The 18834-nt window shown below is 63.2% G+C and carries 22 protein-coding genes; all 22 read right to left on the bottom strand.

What is annotated here, in order from left to right:
- Nucleotides 1-119: 119 nt before the first annotated feature.
- The 22 genes from ACFE70_RS12630 to ACFE70_RS12735 all read right to left on the bottom strand — a co-directional run bounded on the left by ACFE70_RS12630 (nucleotide 120) and on the right by ACFE70_RS12735 (nucleotide 18834).
- Nucleotides 120-3902, bottom strand: coding sequence for a hypothetical protein (locus tag ACFE70_RS12630; protein ID WP_375418112.1), 3783 nt, complete (start codon nucleotides 3900-3902; stop codon nucleotides 120-122).
- Nucleotides 3903-3909: 7 nt separating this feature from the next.
- Complete coding sequence (locus tag ACFE70_RS12635; RefSeq protein ID WP_375418113.1) at nucleotides 3910-4443, bottom strand: hypothetical protein; 534 nt, start codon at nucleotides 4441-4443, stop codon at nucleotides 3910-3912.
- Nucleotides 4444-5094: 651 nt separating this feature from the next.
- Nucleotides 5095-5598: a hypothetical protein gene (locus ACFE70_RS12640; RefSeq protein ID WP_375418114.1), complete on the bottom strand. Its 504-nt coding sequence runs from the start codon at nucleotides 5596-5598 to the stop codon at nucleotides 5095-5097.
- Nucleotides 5595-6065 (bottom strand): lysozyme, encoded by a 471-nt coding sequence (locus tag ACFE70_RS12645; protein WP_375418115.1) that lies wholly within the window; start codon nucleotides 6063-6065, stop codon nucleotides 5595-5597. Before ACFE70_RS12645 ends, ACFE70_RS12640 begins: the two co-directional genes overlap by 4 nt.
- Nucleotides 6066-6068: 3 nt before the next feature.
- Complete coding sequence (locus tag ACFE70_RS12650) at nucleotides 6069-6884, bottom strand: hypothetical protein (protein ID WP_375418116.1); 816 nt, start codon at nucleotides 6882-6884, stop codon at nucleotides 6069-6071.
- Nucleotides 6884-7366 carry a hypothetical protein gene (locus ACFE70_RS12655; RefSeq protein WP_375418117.1) on the bottom strand — a complete coding sequence of 161 codons (483 nt, stop codon included), beginning with the start codon at nucleotides 7364-7366 and terminating at the stop codon, nucleotides 6884-6886. Before ACFE70_RS12655 ends, ACFE70_RS12650 begins: the two co-directional genes overlap by 1 nt.
- Nucleotides 7366-8313 carry a DUF6712 family protein gene (locus tag ACFE70_RS12660; protein WP_375418118.1) on the bottom strand — a complete coding sequence of 316 codons (948 nt, stop codon included), beginning with the start codon at nucleotides 8311-8313 and terminating at the stop codon, nucleotides 7366-7368. The genes ACFE70_RS12655 and ACFE70_RS12660 overlap by 1 nt, the downstream gene beginning before the upstream one ends.
- Nucleotides 8314-8344: 31 nt before the next feature.
- A complete protein-coding gene (locus tag ACFE70_RS12665) occupies nucleotides 8345-9613 on the bottom strand; it encodes a hypothetical protein (protein WP_375418119.1) in 1269 nt (422 codons plus the stop codon).
- Nucleotides 9614-9617: 4 nt separating this feature from the next.
- Nucleotides 9618-9920, bottom strand: coding sequence for a hypothetical protein (locus ACFE70_RS12670; protein ID WP_375418120.1), 303 nt, complete (start codon nucleotides 9918-9920; stop codon nucleotides 9618-9620).
- A gap of 323 nt (nucleotides 9921-10243) precedes the next feature.
- Entirely contained in the window at nucleotides 10244-11740 is a 1497-nt protein-coding gene (locus ACFE70_RS12675) for a hypothetical protein (protein ID WP_375418121.1), read from the bottom strand.
- On the bottom strand, nucleotides 11730-12245 hold the full coding sequence (locus tag ACFE70_RS12680; protein WP_375418122.1) for a hypothetical protein: 516 nt from the start codon (nucleotides 12243-12245) through the stop codon (nucleotides 11730-11732). The genes ACFE70_RS12675 and ACFE70_RS12680 overlap by 11 nt, the downstream gene beginning before the upstream one ends.
- 109 nt (nucleotides 12246-12354) lie before the next feature.
- Entirely contained in the window at nucleotides 12355-12561 is a 207-nt protein-coding gene (locus tag ACFE70_RS12685) for a SymE family type I addiction module toxin (RefSeq protein ID WP_375418123.1), read from the bottom strand.
- A 205-nt stretch (nucleotides 12562-12766) separates the two neighbouring features.
- Nucleotides 12767-13405 carry a hypothetical protein gene (locus tag ACFE70_RS12690; RefSeq protein ID WP_375418124.1) on the bottom strand — a complete coding sequence of 213 codons (639 nt, stop codon included), beginning with the start codon at nucleotides 13403-13405 and terminating at the stop codon, nucleotides 12767-12769.
- Between the two features lie 19 nt (nucleotides 13406-13424).
- Entirely contained in the window at nucleotides 13425-14036 is a 612-nt protein-coding gene (locus ACFE70_RS12695) for a hypothetical protein (protein WP_375418125.1), read from the bottom strand.
- A gap of 78 nt (nucleotides 14037-14114) precedes the next feature.
- Nucleotides 14115-15008, bottom strand: coding sequence for a DUF932 domain-containing protein (locus tag ACFE70_RS12700; protein ID WP_375418126.1), 894 nt, complete (start codon nucleotides 15006-15008; stop codon nucleotides 14115-14117).
- A gap of 609 nt (nucleotides 15009-15617) precedes the next feature.
- On the bottom strand, nucleotides 15618-16355 hold the full coding sequence (locus ACFE70_RS12705) for a hypothetical protein (RefSeq protein WP_375418127.1): 738 nt from the start codon (nucleotides 16353-16355) through the stop codon (nucleotides 15618-15620).
- Nucleotides 16340-16966 carry a hypothetical protein gene (locus ACFE70_RS12710; RefSeq protein ID WP_375418128.1) on the bottom strand — a complete coding sequence of 209 codons (627 nt, stop codon included), beginning with the start codon at nucleotides 16964-16966 and terminating at the stop codon, nucleotides 16340-16342. The genes ACFE70_RS12705 and ACFE70_RS12710 overlap by 16 nt, the downstream gene beginning before the upstream one ends.
- The gene (locus ACFE70_RS12715) at nucleotides 16947-17123 is read right to left on the bottom strand and encodes a hypothetical protein (RefSeq protein WP_375418129.1); all 177 of its coding nucleotides are present in this window, start codon (nucleotides 17121-17123) and stop codon (nucleotides 16947-16949) included. Before ACFE70_RS12715 ends, ACFE70_RS12710 begins: the two co-directional genes overlap by 20 nt.
- Entirely contained in the window at nucleotides 17120-17332 is a 213-nt protein-coding gene (locus ACFE70_RS12720; RefSeq protein WP_375418130.1) for a hypothetical protein, read from the bottom strand. The genes ACFE70_RS12715 and ACFE70_RS12720 overlap by 4 nt, the downstream gene beginning before the upstream one ends.
- Entirely contained in the window at nucleotides 17329-18072 is a 744-nt protein-coding gene (locus ACFE70_RS12725) for a hypothetical protein (RefSeq protein ID WP_375418131.1), read from the bottom strand. The genes ACFE70_RS12720 and ACFE70_RS12725 overlap by 4 nt, the downstream gene beginning before the upstream one ends.
- Nucleotides 18073-18143: 71 nt before the next feature.
- A complete protein-coding gene (locus ACFE70_RS12730) occupies nucleotides 18144-18380 on the bottom strand; it encodes a hypothetical protein (RefSeq protein WP_375418132.1) in 237 nt (78 codons plus the stop codon).
- Between the two features lie 259 nt (nucleotides 18381-18639).
- Nucleotides 18640-18834: a hypothetical protein gene (locus ACFE70_RS12735; RefSeq protein ID WP_375418133.1), complete on the bottom strand. Its 195-nt coding sequence runs from the start codon at nucleotides 18832-18834 to the stop codon at nucleotides 18640-18642.

Here is an 18834-nt window from a genome sequence, read left to right on the forward strand (position 1 = left end):
TAGTATGAGAGTTTCCGAAGCTCTTGATCTAGGTTCGATTCCTAGCGCGACCACTGAGAAGGCCGTTTCCTCACCGGAAACGGCCTTTTTGCATTTAGGGAGGCAGTTTCTGTGGCAGTTTACCGAATCTGCGCCCCACTCCTATCCGCTTCGCGCTCGCTGAGCCGGGTTTCGACGTTGGCCGTGTCCTCGGCATCCCAGTCGATGCGCAGCCGGGAAGGAATGCGCTCGATGCCGTCGCGAATCTGGGTTAGCAGCTGCTCGGATTTATCGGCCCCGCCGGCAGCGGGCGCCGGGCCGGCGGCCGGCGCGGCGCCAGTTACGCCCCCCTCTTCGTAGTAGCCGCCCGGCCGGCGGCGCACCGGGGCGCCGCCGCGGTGCAGGCTCGTGTCGAGCAGCTCATCGACCAGCTCGCGGTTGTTGGCGTAGGTCGAGCGGGATAAAATCATGTAGGGCTCGCCCCGCTCCCACTCGCCCAGGTGCTCGCCGGTGGCCCCGTCAACCATGCGGATGCCGCCCCCACTGTGCAGCTGGCCCGCATTCGCTACGCCGGCGGTGGGGTTGATTTTGCCCCCGCTGGCGAAATGCCGCACCTTCTCGCGCCAGCTCAGCTTCGGGCCGACCACCCCGCCCTTCGCGAACTCTGGAATGGGGGTAGCAATGATTTTAGCGACGCCGGCGGCGGCCATCAGGCCGGTAGCAATCTGAAGCGGAATATTGGGCGCGGCCTCGATGACGGCCAGCGTACCCGAAATGATGGCCTGCGCAATCGCAAACTGCTTTTCCTTTTCGGCTGCCTGCTTTTTAATGGAGCGCGTTTTCGCGTCGTAGTTTGATTCGATGGTGGACTTTTGCTGCTCGTAGGCGTCCTTGCTGATGACGCCGGCCTTGTACTCCTGGTCGAGCTTCAGCAGCTTGGCTTTCTTGTCTTTCTCGGCGCGGGCCAGGGCCTTGTCCGAGCCGATTTTCTCGAAGTCGCCAACCACCTGCACGGCCTGCTGGGAGACTTGCAGGCCAAACTCGGCCGTGGCCCTGTTCCGGCTGCGGGCGCGGTCGGCGAATTCCTCTTCCAGCACGTCCTTTTCCTCCAGGTAGCGGCGCGAGATGGCCAGCTTCTCGGCTTCGGTCAGGTCCGCCTGAAACAACTCGGCCGCGTACTGGCTGTCGAGCTTGGCGCGCTGGGCGGCCAGCTCGTCCTCATCGGCGCGCTTGCGCGCGTCGCTGCCCTCCGGGGCGCGCTGCCCCGCGCGCTGCGCCCGGCTCAGAGCAATGTCCTGGTCAATCTGCTCGATGCGCCGGACAATCTGGCCCTGCTTCTCGACCCGGTCAGCCTCCAGGGCCAGCAAGTCCTGCTGAAGCTTGGCCTGAATCAGGCGGCGCTGCTCGGCCACCTGACTATCCGTGCCCTTGAGCTTAACCGACTCGGCCGCGGCGGCAGCGCGCAGCTCCTCGGCCCTACGCTTATACTCGTCCTTCTCCAGGGCGGCCTGCCGGCGCAGGATGTTGGCGGCGGCTTCGGCTTCTTCGAGCGCCGCTTTCTCAGCCTCCTTTCTATCGGCTTCGGCCTGCTTGCGGGCGTCCTCGGCTTTTTTCTTGCGAAAGTCAGCGTTGAGCTTGTCCAGCTCCAGCTGCGCTTTGCCCTGAATCAGCACCCGCTCGTCGGCGGTTTTCTTGGCGTCCGCCAGCTCAATGTCGCGGGCCACCAGCACGAGCTGCTTCTTCACCTTCAGCTCCTGCTCACTGCCCTCCTGGGCGGCGGCCAACTGGCGCTGCAACTGAATCTCGCGCAGCTTGAGCTGCTGCACGTGGTTTTTCTGCTCTTCCTCGGCCAGGGCGGCGGCCAGGTTGGCGGCGGCCTGCTTTTCACGCTGGAGCTTGTCGGCGGCGGCTTTCTGGTCGCGGGCGGTGTTGTCCTGCTGGCGCTTTTCCTCGCGGCCGCCCTGGGCGGCGTGCTCCTTGGCCTGCTGGGCAGCGAAGCCCTCGTTGTAGGCTTTCGAGACGTCGCCGCCGGCCTTTTTCAGCTCGGCCAGGCCGGCCTGAATCTGGGCCGGGTTGAAGGTGAAGATGCCGGCCAGCAGGTTGCCGATGCCGCCCAGCGAGGTCAGGGCCACCTCCTTGATGTTGGTGAACACGAACCTGGCCACATTGCCCAGGCCCGCGATGGTTTCGCGCACCCGCTCGCTGCGCTCGTAGAGCGTGATGAAGCCGCCGACGAGCAGCGCCACGGCGGCCACGACCAGGCCAATAGGGTTGGCGGTCATGGCCCCGTTGAGCAGCCGCTGGGCAATGGCGCTGGCCCGCAGCGCCACGGCCCGGCCTTTTTCGACCACTGTGCCGTAGAGCGTGGCCGCATTAGTGGCAATCTGCTGGGCATTGAGCGCCAGCAGGGCCACGGCCAGCCCCTTGAGCACGGCACTGTTCTCGCGTACGAACGCCGGGATACCTTTCAGAATGGCCAGGAACAGGCCTGAATACTGAAGGGCAGCGATGTAAATCGGAATCAGCTGCTCCCCCAGCTCGCGCCGGTACTGCGCGAAACCCTTCTCGGCCTTGGCAATCTCGGCGGCCGAGTTGGTGTTTTTCTTGGTGAACTCCTCCGTCAGGCTCGTGCCCTTCTGCATCTCGGCCGCGGCCAGGGCCTGCTTCTGGCGCACGATGTCGGTCTGGTTGGCCAGCAGGCTCACCACCTTGGTAGCCTCCTGGCTCTTGATGCCGAGCTTGTCGAGCGTGGCCACAATCTCCGTGTTGCTGGCGCCCTTGAGGCTTTCAGCCAGCTTAAGAATCACCTCGTTAGGGTCGGAATTTAGCAGCCCTACGAACTGCTTCTGGGTCAGGCCCAGCTGCTTGGCGAAGCCGGCCGTGTCCTTCGAGGCGGTGAGCAGCACGTTGGTGAGGCCGCCGCTCGAAATCTCGGCCGACAAGCCCAGCTCCTGAAAGGCGGCGCCCAGGCCCAGGGTCTGGGAAATCTGCGGGGCCAGGTCGCCGAGCTGGCCGATGCGGGCCGCAAATTCGGCCACGACCGGCGCCGTGGCCGCGCCATCGGCGCCCAGGGCGTTGAGGGCCGAGCCAATTTTGGTGATGGCCTGGTCGGGCTTTAAGTCGGCCGTCTCCTTGAACAGCTTTTGCAGGCCGCCAATCTCCTTGGTCACCTGGTCCACGCCGCCGGTGAACTCGTCGCCCAGGGCGACAACGGCCTGGTCCACGGCGACGGTGAATTCGTCCACGTCGGCGGCGGCCACGCCCAGCTGGCCGCCGGCAATGGCAATGCCCTCCAAATCTTCCTGCGTCGTGCGCGTGTCGATGCCCTCCAGTTGCTCGCGTAGGGCCTTGGCGCCCTCCGTCGTGACGCCCAGGCTCTTTTCCATGTCGGCGATGGCATCCGAGCCTTCGGCCGCGGCGTCGATGCTCTCGGAGCCCAGCTGCCTGAGACCACTGACCACGCCCTCGATGCCGAGTTGAATGCCGGCGAAGGCGGCCGACTTCTTCACGAACGAGAGGAAGCCGTTGCCGCTGTTTTCCAGCTCCTCCTTTACCTTCCGGGCTTCGTCGCGCACCTGGGCCAAGCGCCCATCCACCTCGGCAATTTGCTTGGCTTTGTCGGTGAAGGCCTGCGTGCTGGGCGTGAGCGTGAGCAACTCACGGTTAAGCTGGCCCGAGAGGGCCCTGAGCTGGTTGATGTTGAGCGAGGTCAGCCCGATTTCCTTCTGCAGCTCGCCCATGCGGGCGGTGACCTGGCGCAGCTCCTGGTTTTTATCGACGTACTCCTGGGTGCCCTTGCGCAAGCCTTTGAGGTCTTCTTGCAGCACTTTGGACTTGCGGCTCAGGTTGTCGAGTTCGGTGCGCGACTGCGAGCCGTCGATTTCGAGCTTAATCTGGACGTTATCCTGTCTGACGTTAGCCATGATGCGATTAGAGGCGGATGAGGCCGGCGATGTGCTGGCCGGTCTGGGCGGCGTAGCGGGTGGTGACCGCGTCGATGAAGCGGTTGATGCTGGCGTAGAAGGTTTTGGCGAACCAGCGCTTGGGCCGCACCTCGCTCTTGTCGCGCAGCTTGGCGCGGGCGATGCCCCAGGCGATGCGGTTGATGGCCATGCTCGAGGTGGGCGACACCTTCGAGCGGTCCGTGTAGCCGGGGATGTAGTCGAAGCGGGCCAGGCCCACTTTGCGCACGAACTTCTCAATCTCCTCAATGGGCGGGGCCTTGGTGCGATTGAGGCCCTTCATGTCGCGGATGCGGCCGTACTGCTCGAAGGCGATGCCCATGCTGGCCACGTGCTGGGCGCTGGCGGCCACGACCTCCGAGCGCAGCGACTGAAGCAGCTGCTCGCTCAGCACGAGGCCCTTAGCCTGAATGGCAGCGGAAAGCAGCGCCAGCGCCCGGGCGGCGTAGTTGCCCACTTCCTCGTCGAGGATGCGCTTAAAGTCGGCCTGGAAGTCACTCATGCTCCCAAGATGCGGGCGCAGGCCAGCGGGGAGTAGGACTAAAAATGCCCCAGCGGAGGGCCAGGGCATTTTGTACTATTTATAATAGTGATAATAGCACAAATTCACATGCCGGCCGTATATTTGTTCCGATAGTCAGCACAGTAAACAAGGGCCGCCCCTCGCGGCACGGCCCTTGTAGCCTACTTAATCCAATGAGCGGCTGCCGATAGGGCGCTGCCACTCACTAGAAACCCCACGAGCCACTTGACTAGCTCAGGGGGTAGTCGGAGCCTGACCTTCAGGTCGAGCCCCGTCTTCGCACGTTCGTCTCTCATGTTGGAGAAAGAAGTTAGGTGCTTGTTCCACCTGCTTCTTTAGAACCCTGGCCGTCCTACCGGCCAGGGTTCTGTCTTTTTAGGGACTAGCCGAGGTGAGGTGGAGTAACCGTGCGATAAACCAAAGGTAGCACCTACATAGCGGTACCAAAAACCTTAACGGGGCATACATAGCAAAACATATATGCTCTGCTCGCGCGCGCCCGCACACGTATTAATTGATAACATATACTAATTATATTAACAATACGCGCGAGGGATTTTCTTGAAAAAATATTTTTCTGAAGGGCTAAAAAATTTACACTATCTCTAATTTACCCTTGAACAAGAGGTTTCAAAGCATTATGGCTAGCAGGCGCTTGCGCTGCCAGTAGAGCAGCCCGACCGCCGGCACGAGCAGCCACCAGTAGCTCAGGCCGCTCTTCGTAGTGGCCGTGGCCGAGGCATCGGGGCCTACCGCGCCCGCACCGCCTCGCTGGCCCTGCTTGCGGGCATCCGTGGCCGTGCTGCCGGCGCCGGTCGCTACCGGCGCCTGGGGCTTGCTGATGGCCACGGCCCCGGCGCCGGCAGCCACGGTGCTTTTGTGCAGCTTCACTTTGGCCGGGGCGTGGCCGGCGCGGGCCAGGTTGGCGGCCTGGGCCTTTTGCCACTGCCGGCGCTGACGCGGGCTGGAGCCGGCCGGCGCCGGCACTAGGTACGCCGGCAGCTGGGCCAGCGAGTCGAGGCTGACCGAGCTGCTTCGGGAGGTGGCCGGAGCCTCGGCTTCCGCCACGAGCCGGTTCGTGGTGCAGCAGGCCAGGCTTAGCGAACACAGGGCGATGAGGAGGGCTGTTTTCATGCGTGCAGGTAGAGCGCGGCTTCGCGGGCGCGGCGGGCGGTGAGGCCGGCGCTGGGGCGCAGCAGCTTGGTTTTAGGGTCAGTTACTTTGTTCCAGGCCGCGAACGCGGCCGTGATGGCGGCGGCCGTGGCGTTGCCGGCATTGGTCAGGCGCAGCACTGACGACTTGTCGAAGCCGCCCGTGCCGATGTTGAAGCACAGCGACACCATCGCATCAAACTGCTGCTGCGTTACTGGGCGCGTGAGGCGCCGGGCCACGTGGGCGCCGTACTGGCGGCTCACGTCCTGGCGCAGCAGCTCCGTGGCCTGGGCTTCAGTGAGGCGCGACTTATAAAGCTTTTCTTCGCCGGCCACTAGCACGTGGCCGTAGCCGATAGTGGGGCGGCCGGCCTCACAGCGGTACCAGGTGGCGCGGAAGGATTCCTCGCGCTTAATCAGGGCCAGGCCCGTTTCGGAAATCTGCCTCATAAGCTACTCTTTTTCGGCTTCGCGCCGGCGGCGGGCCTGCTTGGCCTGGTTGAAGAAAATGGTGTGCAGGCTCGTGGTAGCCGTCTGCTCGTAGGTGCCGTAGGTGCCGCGCTCGGCCAGCTCGGCCAGCAGCTCCAGCGCCTCCGTGCCGTCGCTGCTGGGCGGCGGGGCGGGGGCGGGCCCCGCCCCGGGCGTCAGCTTCTTAAATAAGTCGGGATAGGCGCTGTGAATGAAGCGCTTGGCCTGGAGGAAATGGTGCAGCACGACGATTTTTACCCCTAGCGGCAGGTCGGCCAGCTCCTGGGCGCGGGCCTCCGCGATTTTGCCGTTGTACTTCTCGCGGCGCTGGCCGTCCCACTGCGGGTCGTTCACGTCGAGGCTGGCGGCCTGGGGGCGGCAGAGCGTGGCTACGAGCTGGTCGAGGGCCTGCGGGCCGGCGGGCTGGCGCCCCGGCCGGGCAAACTGCTGAAAGAACACGCAGGCCATCGCGTACTCCACGAGCACGGCATCGAGCAGCTGCGCTTCGGGCAGCAGGTAGACCCGGCCCCGGTGGCGGAAGCTGGCCAGGGCGCTGGTGTTGACCTCCTCGCGCCAGACCCAGCCGACCTCACTCAGCAGGTCCCAGAGCTGGTCGGCCGTGAGGCGGCGCACGTCCTTATCCCGGAGCTTGGGGCACCAGGCGCGCACGATGGCCAGCCGGGCGGCGGCCGAGTCGGGGCCGGCCAGCTGCGGGGCGGCAGCCAGCAGCTGGGCCTGGCTCAGCTCGGCCCAGCGCTCGGGCAGGTGGTGGGGGCGGCCGTCGAGGCGAAACGTGGGCATCAGGCGGCGGGAAGGGCGGGTTGCGGTTCAGGCTCGGCTACCGGCTTCGGCAGAGCCACTGTCGCCTCAGCCGCCGCCTCAGCGGCGCGCGTAATGCGCTTGCCCAGCAGGTCAGCGACCTCATTATCAACCAAATCCAGCTTGCCGAAGGTGATGATGAGCCGGCGCATGTGCACGATGACGAAGGGAGCCAGGGCCAGCTGGGAGAGGAAAAACAGCCCCTTCTCGTGCTGGGAAAAGCCGTGGGCCAGGGCCAGCAGCACGGTGTAGGCCATCAGGCGCAGGGCCAGGTTGCGCGGCACCAGGCGCTTGCCGAGCAGAAAGTTGTTGGTCACCACGTCGAGCACGACGAGCACCAGCAGCAGGTAGTAGGTGTAGGCCGGCGACCAGATGTGCATCTCCACAAAGCCGCCGAGGCCGGCGGCGCCGATGGCCAAGTACTGGAGCATTTCCAGGGGTTCGAGTTTGAGCAGGCGCAGCATCAGACGCGAAAGGAGGGGGAGTTGGAATTGTCGGGCAGCTCGGCCGCCCAGGGCTCGTCGCCCGGAGCCGTGCGCCCGGCGTCGACCAGGCGGTTGAGGCGTTCGAGGTACTGCGTGGCCAGGCCCTGCGCCCGGCGGCTGAGGCCGGCCACCACCTCGGGCGAGGCGGCCTGGCGCTGGCGGATGCCGTCGTTGTCGCTCAGCACCCGGATGCCGGCGCCGGTGACGCTCACCGAGAGTTCGGGCAGGGCCGCAGCCATCGCCCCGTGCGCCAGCGCCGGGCGCACGGCGGCCAGCAGGTCTTTATCGGCGGCGCTGAGCGCCGGGCCGGCGGCCAGGGCTTCGTGCAGCGCGTCGAGGCGCTCGTTGCCCAGCAGCGGGCGCAGGTCCAGCTCCTCGACCCGCGAGAGGAACGGCAGCAGGGCCAGGTAGGCGCGGCGACTGTTCTTGATGCTCAGGTACTTGCCCAGCTCGTGGGCATTGCGCAACAGCTGGGCGCGGCTTTCGCGGACGGTTTCCGACTCCGCGTACTCGGGGAACTCGGCGGCCTTGAACTCCAGCCACACCAGGGCCACGTCCAGCAGCTGGTCGGCCTGCTCGGCGGCGGCGTCCACGAAGTTGTGGTACACCCATTGGCGGGTGGGCGTGGCGTTGCCGGCGCTCTGCTCGACCAGGCCCAGCTCGCCCATGGCCACGGCCAGGAAGGGAGCGGCTTCGAGCACGGCATAATGCACCAGCGGCGCCCGCAGGCGGGTGCGCAGGGCCAGGTAGTCGGCGCTGAGCTGGGCCGTGGGCTCGGCGAGCTTTTCGAGCAGCTCCAGCCCTACGGCCGGCGCCAGGTGCTTGGCCTCGGCCTGCTCCACGAAGGAAAGCAGCGTCTCGAAGCGCAGGTTTTTGTGCAGCGTGCCCAGGGCGGCCTTCAGCTCGTCGGTACTTGTAAACAGCATTGACAACTTAACTTATAAGTGAAGTATGGCCCTACATCGACTGGTTGACGGTCTTCTGCTTGCCCGTGGGGTTCTCGGCAATGGTCACGATGTCGATGTCCTCGAAGCCGAAGACGTGCTCGGGGTTGAAGCCCATGATTTTCTTGGCCGCCTCGAACTGGCCCAGCAGGATGCGGCGCTTGACGGGCGTGCGCAGGGCGATATGCAGCTGGTAGCTGATGCGCTTCTCGCTGCCGCTACCCCCCATTTTGCTGCCGGTGTCGATGCCAGCCAGGCTGGGGTCGATGCCGTGGCCGGAGGTGTGGGCGATGTTGGCCTGGTTGTTCACCGAGTCGTAGGCCTTGTCGGTCATCTTGTTCTCGATGGGCACGATTTCCCAGCCCGGCAGCGACTTGCCCTGGGCATCGACGCCGAACTTGCTCACGAAGGCCTTATCGACGTTGTCGACGCCGGCCAGCATCGTGTTCATGTTCTCCATCAGCTCCTTTTCGGCCTTGGCCTGGGCCTTGGCGTCGCCGAACTGGAGGAAATAATCCTTCGGGATTTTGATGTGGTACTTGACGTTGTAGCCGTTATCGAGCCCGGAGGAGTGGTATTTGGGAATTTTGTTGCTGACCTCCGTCCACTTGCGGGTGCCCCACCAGGCGGTGGAGTCGTAGTACTTCTGCCCCGGCGTCCAGTCGCGGCCGTGGTAGATGAAATCGCCGTACCTGGCCGGGTTGCGGCGGTCGTAGGCCGGCAGGGTCTTCACCTCCGAGGCCTTGAAATTGGCCCAGTCCGGGTGCAGGTGGTACTTCTCGGGCCGGCGGGCCGTGGTGACGGCGGCGCGCACCGTGGGCGCGTCGAAGGGCACCATGTCGCCGACCGACGAGGCGCCATCGAGCGAGAAGGCCGTGAAGTAGTTGCCGAAGTACTCCAGGTTCATGGCCGAGCTGGCCAGCACGAAATCGGCGTCAATCAGCTCCAGCCACTCCTCCATTTCCCGGTCAAGCACCGGCTCCAGCACGAGCTTGCCGGCCACAATCTGGCGGGTGAAAATGCCCAGGCGCGAGCCGAGCAGAAAATCCCGGCTCGTGAGCAGTAGCTGGGGCTTGAGGTGGTTGTTGAACACCAGCTTGAGCATCTCCTGCGGCTGCAAGTTGCTGGCGCCCCAAGGCGCGATTTCCAGCCCGCCGCTCTTCAGCGCCGACTGGGCGCCGAAATTCACGTCCTGGCCCTTGCCGCCGGCAAACTCGACCACCGCCCCTACCCCCTTCAGGACGTAGAGGTCCTCCCCTATTTGTTGGATGTTGTCCGTCATGTGGCTAGGCGTGGCGGATGAGCACCCCGTTGTAATGCGTGAGCAAAATGATTTTCAACCCCAGCGGCTTGCCCGTTTTCTGGTCCACGACCTGGAGGGTGCCCTTTTCCTTAACCTTGTAGCGGAAGCCGCCGCTGCCGGCAGCCGGGCCGGGGCCGGCCCCGCTGGCGCCGCTCTTGCGCAGCGTGGCCTTGCGCCCCTTCGTGCCGTCCGTTTTGTAGTACTGAAGCGAGAAAGTGCGGGGACTGCCGTCCGCCTCGCCCAGGTCAATCTCGGCCAGCACCGTGCTGATATGAATGCGTTCCATAGCCCTCAAGATGTCGCAGTTGCCCGCCGGCCCGTAGGACGGAAATAGTAAAACCGCATTTTATTGCGGCTTTGGGGGGTAGGCGCCCGAAAATCAGCGCCTTGACGCCGGAATTGCCCGCTTTTTTATTGTCTGACGCACGCTAGAGAGCGCGCCCTTTAGCATCCGGCAATTGCCAGAGCGGCAATTTTTAGGGAATATATGAACGGGGTGTCCGGCTGGCGCGGACAGCAAAAAGGGCCCTGGCAATAGTGCCAGGGCCCTTTCTTAGTACGTTCAAATGGCAATTGCCGCTAGTAAGTCTGCCTCATGTCCTACCTGTCTTAGCCGCGGCCCAGGAAGTACACCTGGTAGGAAGTATCGGCCCGGCCGAAGAGGTGGCCGTACTTCCGATAGACGATGTTGTCGAAGCAGTCCGAGAGGTGAGTAGCGCGCTCCTGGGGGATGTTCATCTTCTCACTGTTTTTGTTCTTCTTCCAGTCGGGCGTGATGGGCGACTGCTGAATGGAGATGATGAGAAACTTGGCCTTGTTGCGGTTGATGCGGATCAGGGGTAAACGCGGGTTGGTCTCGGCCAGCAGCTCGTTGATGGCAATGTGCTTGAGGCGGTGGTCGGGGTCGAGGCCATCGACCATCACCTCCGAGGACCAGCCCCGCTCCTGAAGCTTGAGCTGAATCTGCTGGTAGTAGGTCAGGTTGGAGTTCGCCTGCTTGTTGTTGCCGTTCCTATCCCCGTAGATAATGAGGTGCTTGGCCTGGTGGTCCTCGTAGTTGTCGCAGAACTTGGCAACCAGCGCATCGAGGACGCTGGTGGTGCTCTGGGTCACCCACAGCGCGTCAAGGGTGCGGAACTCCATGCCGTGCTCCTGGTGCAGGGTCAGGGAGGTGAAGGCCGCGTTGAAGTCAAAGCTGGCCTCTAGGGGGCGCTTGCTATCACGGTCGCTGTCCGTGGGCAGGGTCAGGCCCGTGGCCTCGTCATACTCGTAGGAGTAGGTTTTCCAGACCCCGTGCTTTTCCTCGTTGAAGGCGGGGTAGAAGGAATTAGGCAGCTTGGTGAGGCGCTGGTTCATCACCTCCACGTCCCACTCCAGCTGGCTCATGCCGTTGCGCAGGTTGCGCAGGTACTTCTCGCCCAGCACGTCCACGTTGTCGTAGGCAGTGGATTCCAGGAAGAAATAATCTTCCGGCTCCGACTTGGCCAATTCTTCCGTGTTGAACACCCACTGGCCCGAAGGCAGCCAGGGCACGGACGTATAGTCGCAGAGCGTTTGGTGCAGGTAGTGGCTGAAGCGGTAGATGTTGCCCCGAATCATGGGGCTCAGAATCTTGGTCACGTGCTCGTGCCTGACCAGGCCCGACTCATCGATGTGGCCGCCGTCGAAGTTGCCGCCCCGGTTCAGCTCGGAGCGGTCCATGCTCAGCAGCTGCACGGTGTAGCCGTTGATAAACGAGACGACGTTTTCGTAGGTCTGGGGCGGCTGATAGGGCTTGAGCCAGTCCACCGGGGGGCGCTTGCCGATGACGTAGTGCCCTACCCCCAGCTTGTCGTTGTACTCGCGCAGGCCGTGCGCCTTCCACGAGTCCTCCATCGCCGGCACCGTGTTCAGGCGCAGCTGCGTGTAGGTGAGGCCCGCCAGGAACACCTTGGCGCGGGGCAGGTAGTTCATCTCCATGCGGGTCTGGTGGCCGGCCACGGACGTTTTGCCACTGCCCCTACCCCCCACGTAAGTCCGGCGCTTCTGCCGGGCGCTGAGAAATTGCCGCTGCTTGTCGTTGACGTAGACGCGGCGCTGCTGGTCCTGGAATTTGCTACTCCGCATCCTCGTAGTCGGTGTAGTCGGTATCTTCCTGCTGCTGCTCGCGCAGCACGGCCGGGTCGGTGGTGAACATCATCGGCACGGGCACCAGGAAGGCTTTGGGGTCCATGCCCGCCTTTTCCGGCTCGAACAGGCCTTGCAGCTTGTCGGCATTCTCCTGGGCGCGAATCGCGGCCGCGTAGTTGCCGTCCTTGCGGGCCAGGTTGGCCAGCAGCTCGTAGCGCTCGATGGAAATCTGCCGGCGGCCCTTGCGGTCGATTTCGGCGACGCTGCCGTAGAGTTCGGTACTCTCGCGGATGATGGCGTAGAGCTGGGGGGTGCTCAGCTCGTACTCCTTCTCCAGAGCCGAGAGTACCTGATTGCGCGAGAAGCCGAGGCTGGCCAGGTTGTAGGCCTTGCGGTAGCGACTTAGCATGAGCAACTGCTCCTCGCTCAGCTCAGCGCCCTCAAAGAGGAAATTGCGGTATTTATCGAGCTTGTCGGGCTTGCCGAGTTGTTTCTGGGCCATAAAAAAGCGGGGTTGCTACCTAAGTAGCAGCCCCGCTCAGCGCGCCCGTAGGACGTAATTAGCCGGTTTACTGTGACATTTACTGTGACATTGAATGTCACAGTAAATGTCACAGTAAACCGGCCACAGCCTGCGCCGGCACCGGCCGGATGGTCAGGCAGCCGTCCTCGACGACGATTTCCACTTGGTCGCCGCAGCCGAAGCCGGCGGCTTCGAGCCACTTGCCCTTGAGCAGAATCTGAGCTACGGGCGACTGGACGCCCCACTTGCCGGCGCGCCAGCGGCGCTCAATGCGGAGGTTACGGGTATTTTTCATGCTGTTGTGGGATGAGATGAAGGGGTGAACTGATGATGTAAAGGTCTTCATACAGAACGAGTTACAGAAATTTAACAACCTTTATTTGTTGCTGGAACAGCATTTTTTTCGGCTTTCTTGTAGCTTTACAGCTCATTCTTCGACAGTGAGATGACGAAGGGTGAACTGAAATAGAGGCCCCGGCAATTGCCGGGGCTTTTATCATTTAAAACGGCGGCTCTTCGTCCTCTTTTGACTGCTGGGCCTGTATCAGACCGAGCAAGTCACTGGCAAACTGGTAGGTGAGCCGGAAGCCGGCCACGCGCCGGAAGGAGGCCGCCAGGCGCTGCCCGTAGGTGTCGGGCGCGTAGGTGTGCTGGCCGCCCGGATGCGCCACGATGAAGGCCCACAGCTCATCCGGGGCCAGCTCTACCCCCCCTTCGTGGCTCAGGCCCTGGGCCTGCACGTCGAGCGGCTGGCCGCCCGGCCGGCAGTAGCGGCGCAGCAGCTGCGGCGTGAAGTGGGCCGCGTCGCCCCAGCGCCGCAGGCTGGCCTCACTCGTGGCCACGAGGCCCGCCGCGATGCGCCCCCACAGTGTGGCGTCCGGCTCCTGATCACCGCCCACCTCCACGTAGGTGCGCAGCAGCGTCATCGGGCAGTTGCTCTGCTCGATTATCCACTCCATCAGCTCCTCGCCGGGCAGCGCCGGCGGGGCGGGGCGGCCCTGCCCGTCGAGCAGGGCCAGGGGCTCCAGGCCGTAAGCTGCCAGCAGCTGGGCCGTGCGCACGTTGAAGTGGCGCTGCTGCCCGACTACCGACGCGAAGGCGTAGTAGCCGGGCTCATCGAGGCCGCGCTTGCGCATCACGCGGCTTTTCTGCTCTCCCCTACCCATCCGTCGGCTCCGCTGAGGGGGTAGGGATTTCCAGCGGGAACATCGACGGTACGCCCTGGCTGCTCACCGCTTCCATCGCCCGGTGCCGGTACTCCGCCTCCTGCGGCACGGAGCCCGACCGGTCGAGCTGCGTGCCTTCGGCGAAAAAATGCTTCCAGCCCCTCCCCAGCCGCCGGCCGCGCTCGTTGTGCTTGTCCAGGGCCACGTCGGGCACGTCCAGATGCACGTGCTCGTGGCGCATCCAGTGGTAGAGCAGCGCGTGGTCCACGACCCGGCTTTTGGGGGCGCGGCAGAGCATCAGCACGGCGTGGGTAAGAAACAGCCGCTCGGGCTGGTTCTTATCCTCTTTCTTAACAGCTTGCAGCTTGTGGTGCTGGTAGAGCGCCTGCACCTCGGCCACGATGCCGGGCTGGGCCAAGCCTACATCTTCTGAGGCCATGATGCGCAGCCGCTTCCAGGCGTACTCCACGTAGCCGGAATTAAACAGCTCCACGGCCCAGTACATGGCGTCGTCTTCGAGGCCCCGGCGGATGGACTTTTGCAAGGCGCTCGACACCTCGAAGAAGTCGTAGCCTTTCGCGGTCTTCAAATTGTATTTGGACATACTTTTTTTAGCAAAGCAGCGGCTAGGCCCCGGCCAGTTCGGGCCGGGGCACAGGACGCTAAGCGGGAAATGAGAGGGTTAGGCGCGGGCCAGGTAGAACTGGTGCGCTTCGATGTGACGGCCGATGATGAGGCCACTGGGCGTGGTTTTCAGAGCCTCCGTGGTGTGGTTATAGATGTCCCACAGCGTGCCATTGCCGAAGTTGGTTTGCTCGCGCAGCTCGCCGCGAATGATGCGCAGCTGGGCCTCGCTCACCACGGATTCCGAGTAGAATAGCTCGCCCAGGATTTCGTGAATCAGGCGCGGGTTCACTTCGACCTGCTTGAGGCGGTCGCTGTCAGCCTGGAGCTTGCGGTAGTGGTCTTCGAGGCGGTCGGCCGCCTTGCCCAGCATCGTGTTCAGCTCCTGCACGACGTTACCCTGGTGCATTTGCAGGGCCTTGAAGTCGCCGGCAAACATCATGTTCGAGCAGACGATAACGCGCGAGCCGCCCACTACGCCGACCTGCATACTCTTGTCGTAGGAGTTGCGAAAGCCCAGGCACATATCCTGCTCGCCGTTGAGGCCCTGCACCGTCACGTGGCCGAACATCTGCTGGCCCTTGCGATTCTCGCTATAGCGCTCGTCTTTCACGACCAGGCCGCGCTTATCAAGCTGCTCCTTGACCGAGTTAATCAGGTCGAGGTGGCTCAGCGGCGAGTACGTTTTCGTACTCGCCGGCACCTGGGCGCTCAAGATAAGCTCCAGCGCCTCGGAGCGGAAGGCCTGGCGCTCGGCCGGCGTAACCTGATGCACTGACTCCGGGGCCGCAACTTCGGCCACTACGACCACGGCCGGGGGGGTAGGCGCGGGCGCCTCGACTACTAGGGCGGCCTCGATGGAGGCAATGGGGGCGGCGGCTACTGCGATGCGGCGGGCCTTGCGCTTGGCCGGCTGGGTGCCGGCGGTCTGGGGTTGCACTTGCTTCTTCATGGGGTTTGTGAGATGAGGTTGTAAAGTGGTGAACTGATGATGTAAAGGTCTTCATACAGAACGAGTTACAGAAATTTAACAACCTTTATTTTCATTTATTTTCTAATAAAATTCTGGCAAAAAAAAGCCCCGCGGCGGGTGCTGCGGGGCTTTTGCGTCGAGATTTTAATTAACCCAACTAATCCTCTCTGTGACCTTTTTCGAATACTATAAGTAAGTCTCCAGATGCCATGATTGACAGCAGACATTTGAAATCGATTCGGTTGCCTATTTCAAATTCATGGCCGATAGCACTACAAGCAGAGCGTACACTAAGAGGGGAGTCACTTTCCTCATCTTGAGCAATCAAACCTTCAAGTGTAGCCCTGTTAATAAGAGCTTCCCTAGCTGTGTCTGAGTGGCGGAATTGCATAGTCGTCGCTTGCTCCGTACTAAGCCATAGCAAGAATGGCTCGACCTTCGTGAATTTCCGTAAGTCGTCTTGAGTCCTGTTAGCAATCCTACTACGGCTCAGCTTTCCTACTAAGCGCTGATTAAAATCGCTTCTATTCCATTCCTGGTCTTCCATAGCTTCGGGTTTAGTGAATACCTCTAAACACAAGGTAATCATCAAAACGGCAGCTTCATCGTCTTCTGAAACTGGTGCTTGCGCTTGGCCAGCACCGAGTCTTTCTTCTCCTGTACCGCCTCGCCGAAGCACTGGCGCAGCAGCTCAAAGTCCTGGCGCTCGGCGTCGATGTTGCGGAACTCGGCCAGGCCGCCCTGCCCAACGAACGTATCCTTCTGGATGAAGCCAAACCGCATATCCTTCCAGATGAGGCGGTGGTAGTAGGCGTTCAGGCAGGAAATCCAGTAGTCCTCGTTGCAGATGATGCTGGAGTTGTACCAGAGCTTCGAGCCGGCCAGCAGCCCGGTGGCGCAGCCCGTCACGTAGCCCGTCAGACTGAGGGGGTTCAGCGTCTTGTACATCGTCGGGTTGGGGTTCGAGTTGAAGCCCCACAGGTAGGCGCCCGCCTGCTTGGCCGCGTAAGCCGTCTCGGCAATGATGGCCAGGGCCCGCGTCTCCCCGATGCTCACCGGCTCGCCGGCCGGCAGGTACATGCGCCGGAAGTCGGTGATGTCGTCGTCGAGCATGAGCAGGTTGCCGAAGTGCTGGTACATCCAGTTGCGCTTGGCGGCCAGGCCAACCACCGAATCGGGATGCAGCACAAACTGCGCCTGCGGGTGCGCAGCCCGGTACTCGGCCGCCTGGCTCGCGGGCACGCACACGATGGCCGAGGGAAACAAAGCCAGCGTAGCCAGGCGCCCGGCCCGCTTGTGGCTGGGAATGACTACTTCAACTTGCATCGCTCGGCGAAGGCCTTGGCCTCAATAACGTGGGTTTGCCCTACTTCCTGGCTCTTGTAGCTGCGGCGCTTCTCCACGCCCAGCAGCTCGCGCACGTTGTTCTCATCAATCTCATTGCGGCAGACAATGATGTAGGCGCTGTACTTCTCCGAGAATTCGGCCACGATGGGAAACTCCGGGGTTGCTTCTTTTTTGCCGTTCGCGTCGGCGGCCAGCTGCTCATCGATGGCGCCCAGCATCACGCCCATCTCATCGAGCACGTCGGCGTACTGCTCGCGCAGGATGTCATCAATCCACTCCCCCTCGTTCACGTTCGAGGCCAGGATGATTTTCTTGCGCACATCCTCGCTCAGCGCCTGCTCCGGCACGAGCACCGTCACCTCGTAGGCCGGGCCGTAGAGGCCCAGCAGTAGGTTGTGGCGCTTGTTGAAGGTCAGCAGCACGCCATCGGCATCGACCGTGGCCGCCTCAAAGGTGCCCAGCTCCTGAAGCTTCTGCTCCAGGCGTCGGCGCTTGGCCTGGCTGATTTTGCCGAACGGGTTATTCTCCAGCGGCGTGAGCTGGTCGAGGCGGCGCTGCTCAGGCCGCCACTTAATGGTTGTCTGTTCCACGAGGGGTAGGAATGGGTAGGGATGGGTCGCGGTGCACAGTGCGCGGCGCGGCCGAGGGGTAAGGATGAGTGCGGTAGTAGTTGCGGCGGCCAGTTACGCCCGGCTGGCCCGCGCAGCTGCTCAGCAGCAGCACGGCCCCGAAAAGCAATCCTTTCATTTGGGACGGGGCGTGTAGTAGCTGCGCATTCGCGCCCGGTGGGCCTGGCGCTGGGCCTCCTCCAGGCTGCGCGGCGCGCGGCGCGGCAACCGGTCAGTGAGGCAGCAGCTGCTCAGCGCGCACACCAGCACTACCAGCAGCGCGCCGATGAGAAGGGCCAAGGTGCGGCGCACTTGGCGCCGGCCGGCTAGTGGGGGGGTAGGCGTCATGCCGGCAGCTGCTTAATCTGCGTTTCCAGCACGTCAAGTTCCACTAGTAGCTTGGCCACCTTCTCGGCCTTCAGCGCATCGTCGGGATGCTTAGCCGCTGCGGCTTTGGCCTTGCTCACCTGGGAGCGCAGGTTGCCGCGCTTCTGGAGCAGGTCGGCCCGGTCAGCCGGTGCGGCTGCGACGTCACCGGCGGCAGGGGGGGTAGGCAATTCGGCCACGGGTTCACCGGCCAGCAGGCTGCGCCGCTTCCCCGAGAGGGCGTTGTACTGGTTTTGCAGGCTCAGGATTTCGGCCACCACGCGCGGCCCCTCCCCTTCCGGCAACTCGCCCAGCGTGTTGCTCAGTTGGCAGCGCTGGTTGTAGACCTGTTGCATGAGCCGGGTTAGGTCCTCGACCTGGCCACGGGCGGCTTCGGGCACCTGCTCAACGCCGGGGGCCGGCTCTTCGGGCTGGGTGAGGGCGGCTACGGCCAGGCTGGCCAGCGCGGCGGGCACGGCCTTCTGCACGGCCTGGGCGAAGTGGCTCAGCACCTCGCTCACGTCCGCGAGGCGGCCACCGCAGCCGATTTTCACCAGCTCGTAGCGCAGCTTTTCGTGGTTGTTCGCGGACTCCTTGCGCTGGAGCTGGCTCACCAGCGAGCGGTTGCGGCCGTGCGCTTCGAGCAGGCGCACGCCAGCGCGGTAGTCGGCCGCCTCACCGGCTTCGAGCCACTCAATAACTTCCTCAAGAGGGTTTTCCATCGGATAGACTAAGATTTCAGGTTGATTGAAATCAAAGCTATCCGATTCGCTTACCGGCCCGTAGGACGGAATTAGAGCTGGTCGAGGCGGTCAGCGAAGCCCTGCACCACCTGGATGCGGTCGTGCTCGGCCACGTAGTTCAGGGGGTCGCGGTACTCGTCCCGCCCTTGCAGCACCAGGTGCGCTTCCTCCAGCCAGGTGGTAAGGGCCTTGCGCAGCTTGCCCAGCCGGATATCCTGCTCGGCCAGGTAGTCGGCCAGCGAGGGCAGCTGCGAATCCGCAATCTGGTAGGGGTCAGTGGGGGCCATCCGCGGGGCGAGCCCCTGGAAAAGCCGGAGGAATCGCTGCGAATACCTGCGCGACTGAACGCGGCAGATGTTACGGGACTTTCACCCGCACGCTCCTCCGGCCGGTTCCTGGGGTAGGGCACGGCCGCAAGCGTTCAGTCAGCATCAGCAGGGCAACAGGTATTCGCGCTGCGAAGATAGCCTAGCCACTGGTAAGCCAACAAAAAAAGCCCCGCCGGTTGGGGCGGGGCTTTTTTTACTACTTACGACCGGGCAGGCCTTACTTGTCCTGCTTCTCGCTGGCGGCCTGGGCCTTGGCCACTGCCGCCGGCGTCTTAGCCTTCAGAATGTGGGTCTTGCCCACCAGCTGCTCGGCCATCTCGTCGGTGATGTCGGCCAGCTTCACGAAGTCACCGTTGAAGTTGATGCCCGACAGACCACTGGTGTTGACCAGCTCGTACTTACTAAGTGCCAT

The sequence above is a fragment of the uncultured Hymenobacter sp. genome, from assembly GCF_964243305.1.
Classification (GTDB): domain Bacteria; phylum Bacteroidota; class Bacteroidia; order Cytophagales; family Hymenobacteraceae; genus Hymenobacter.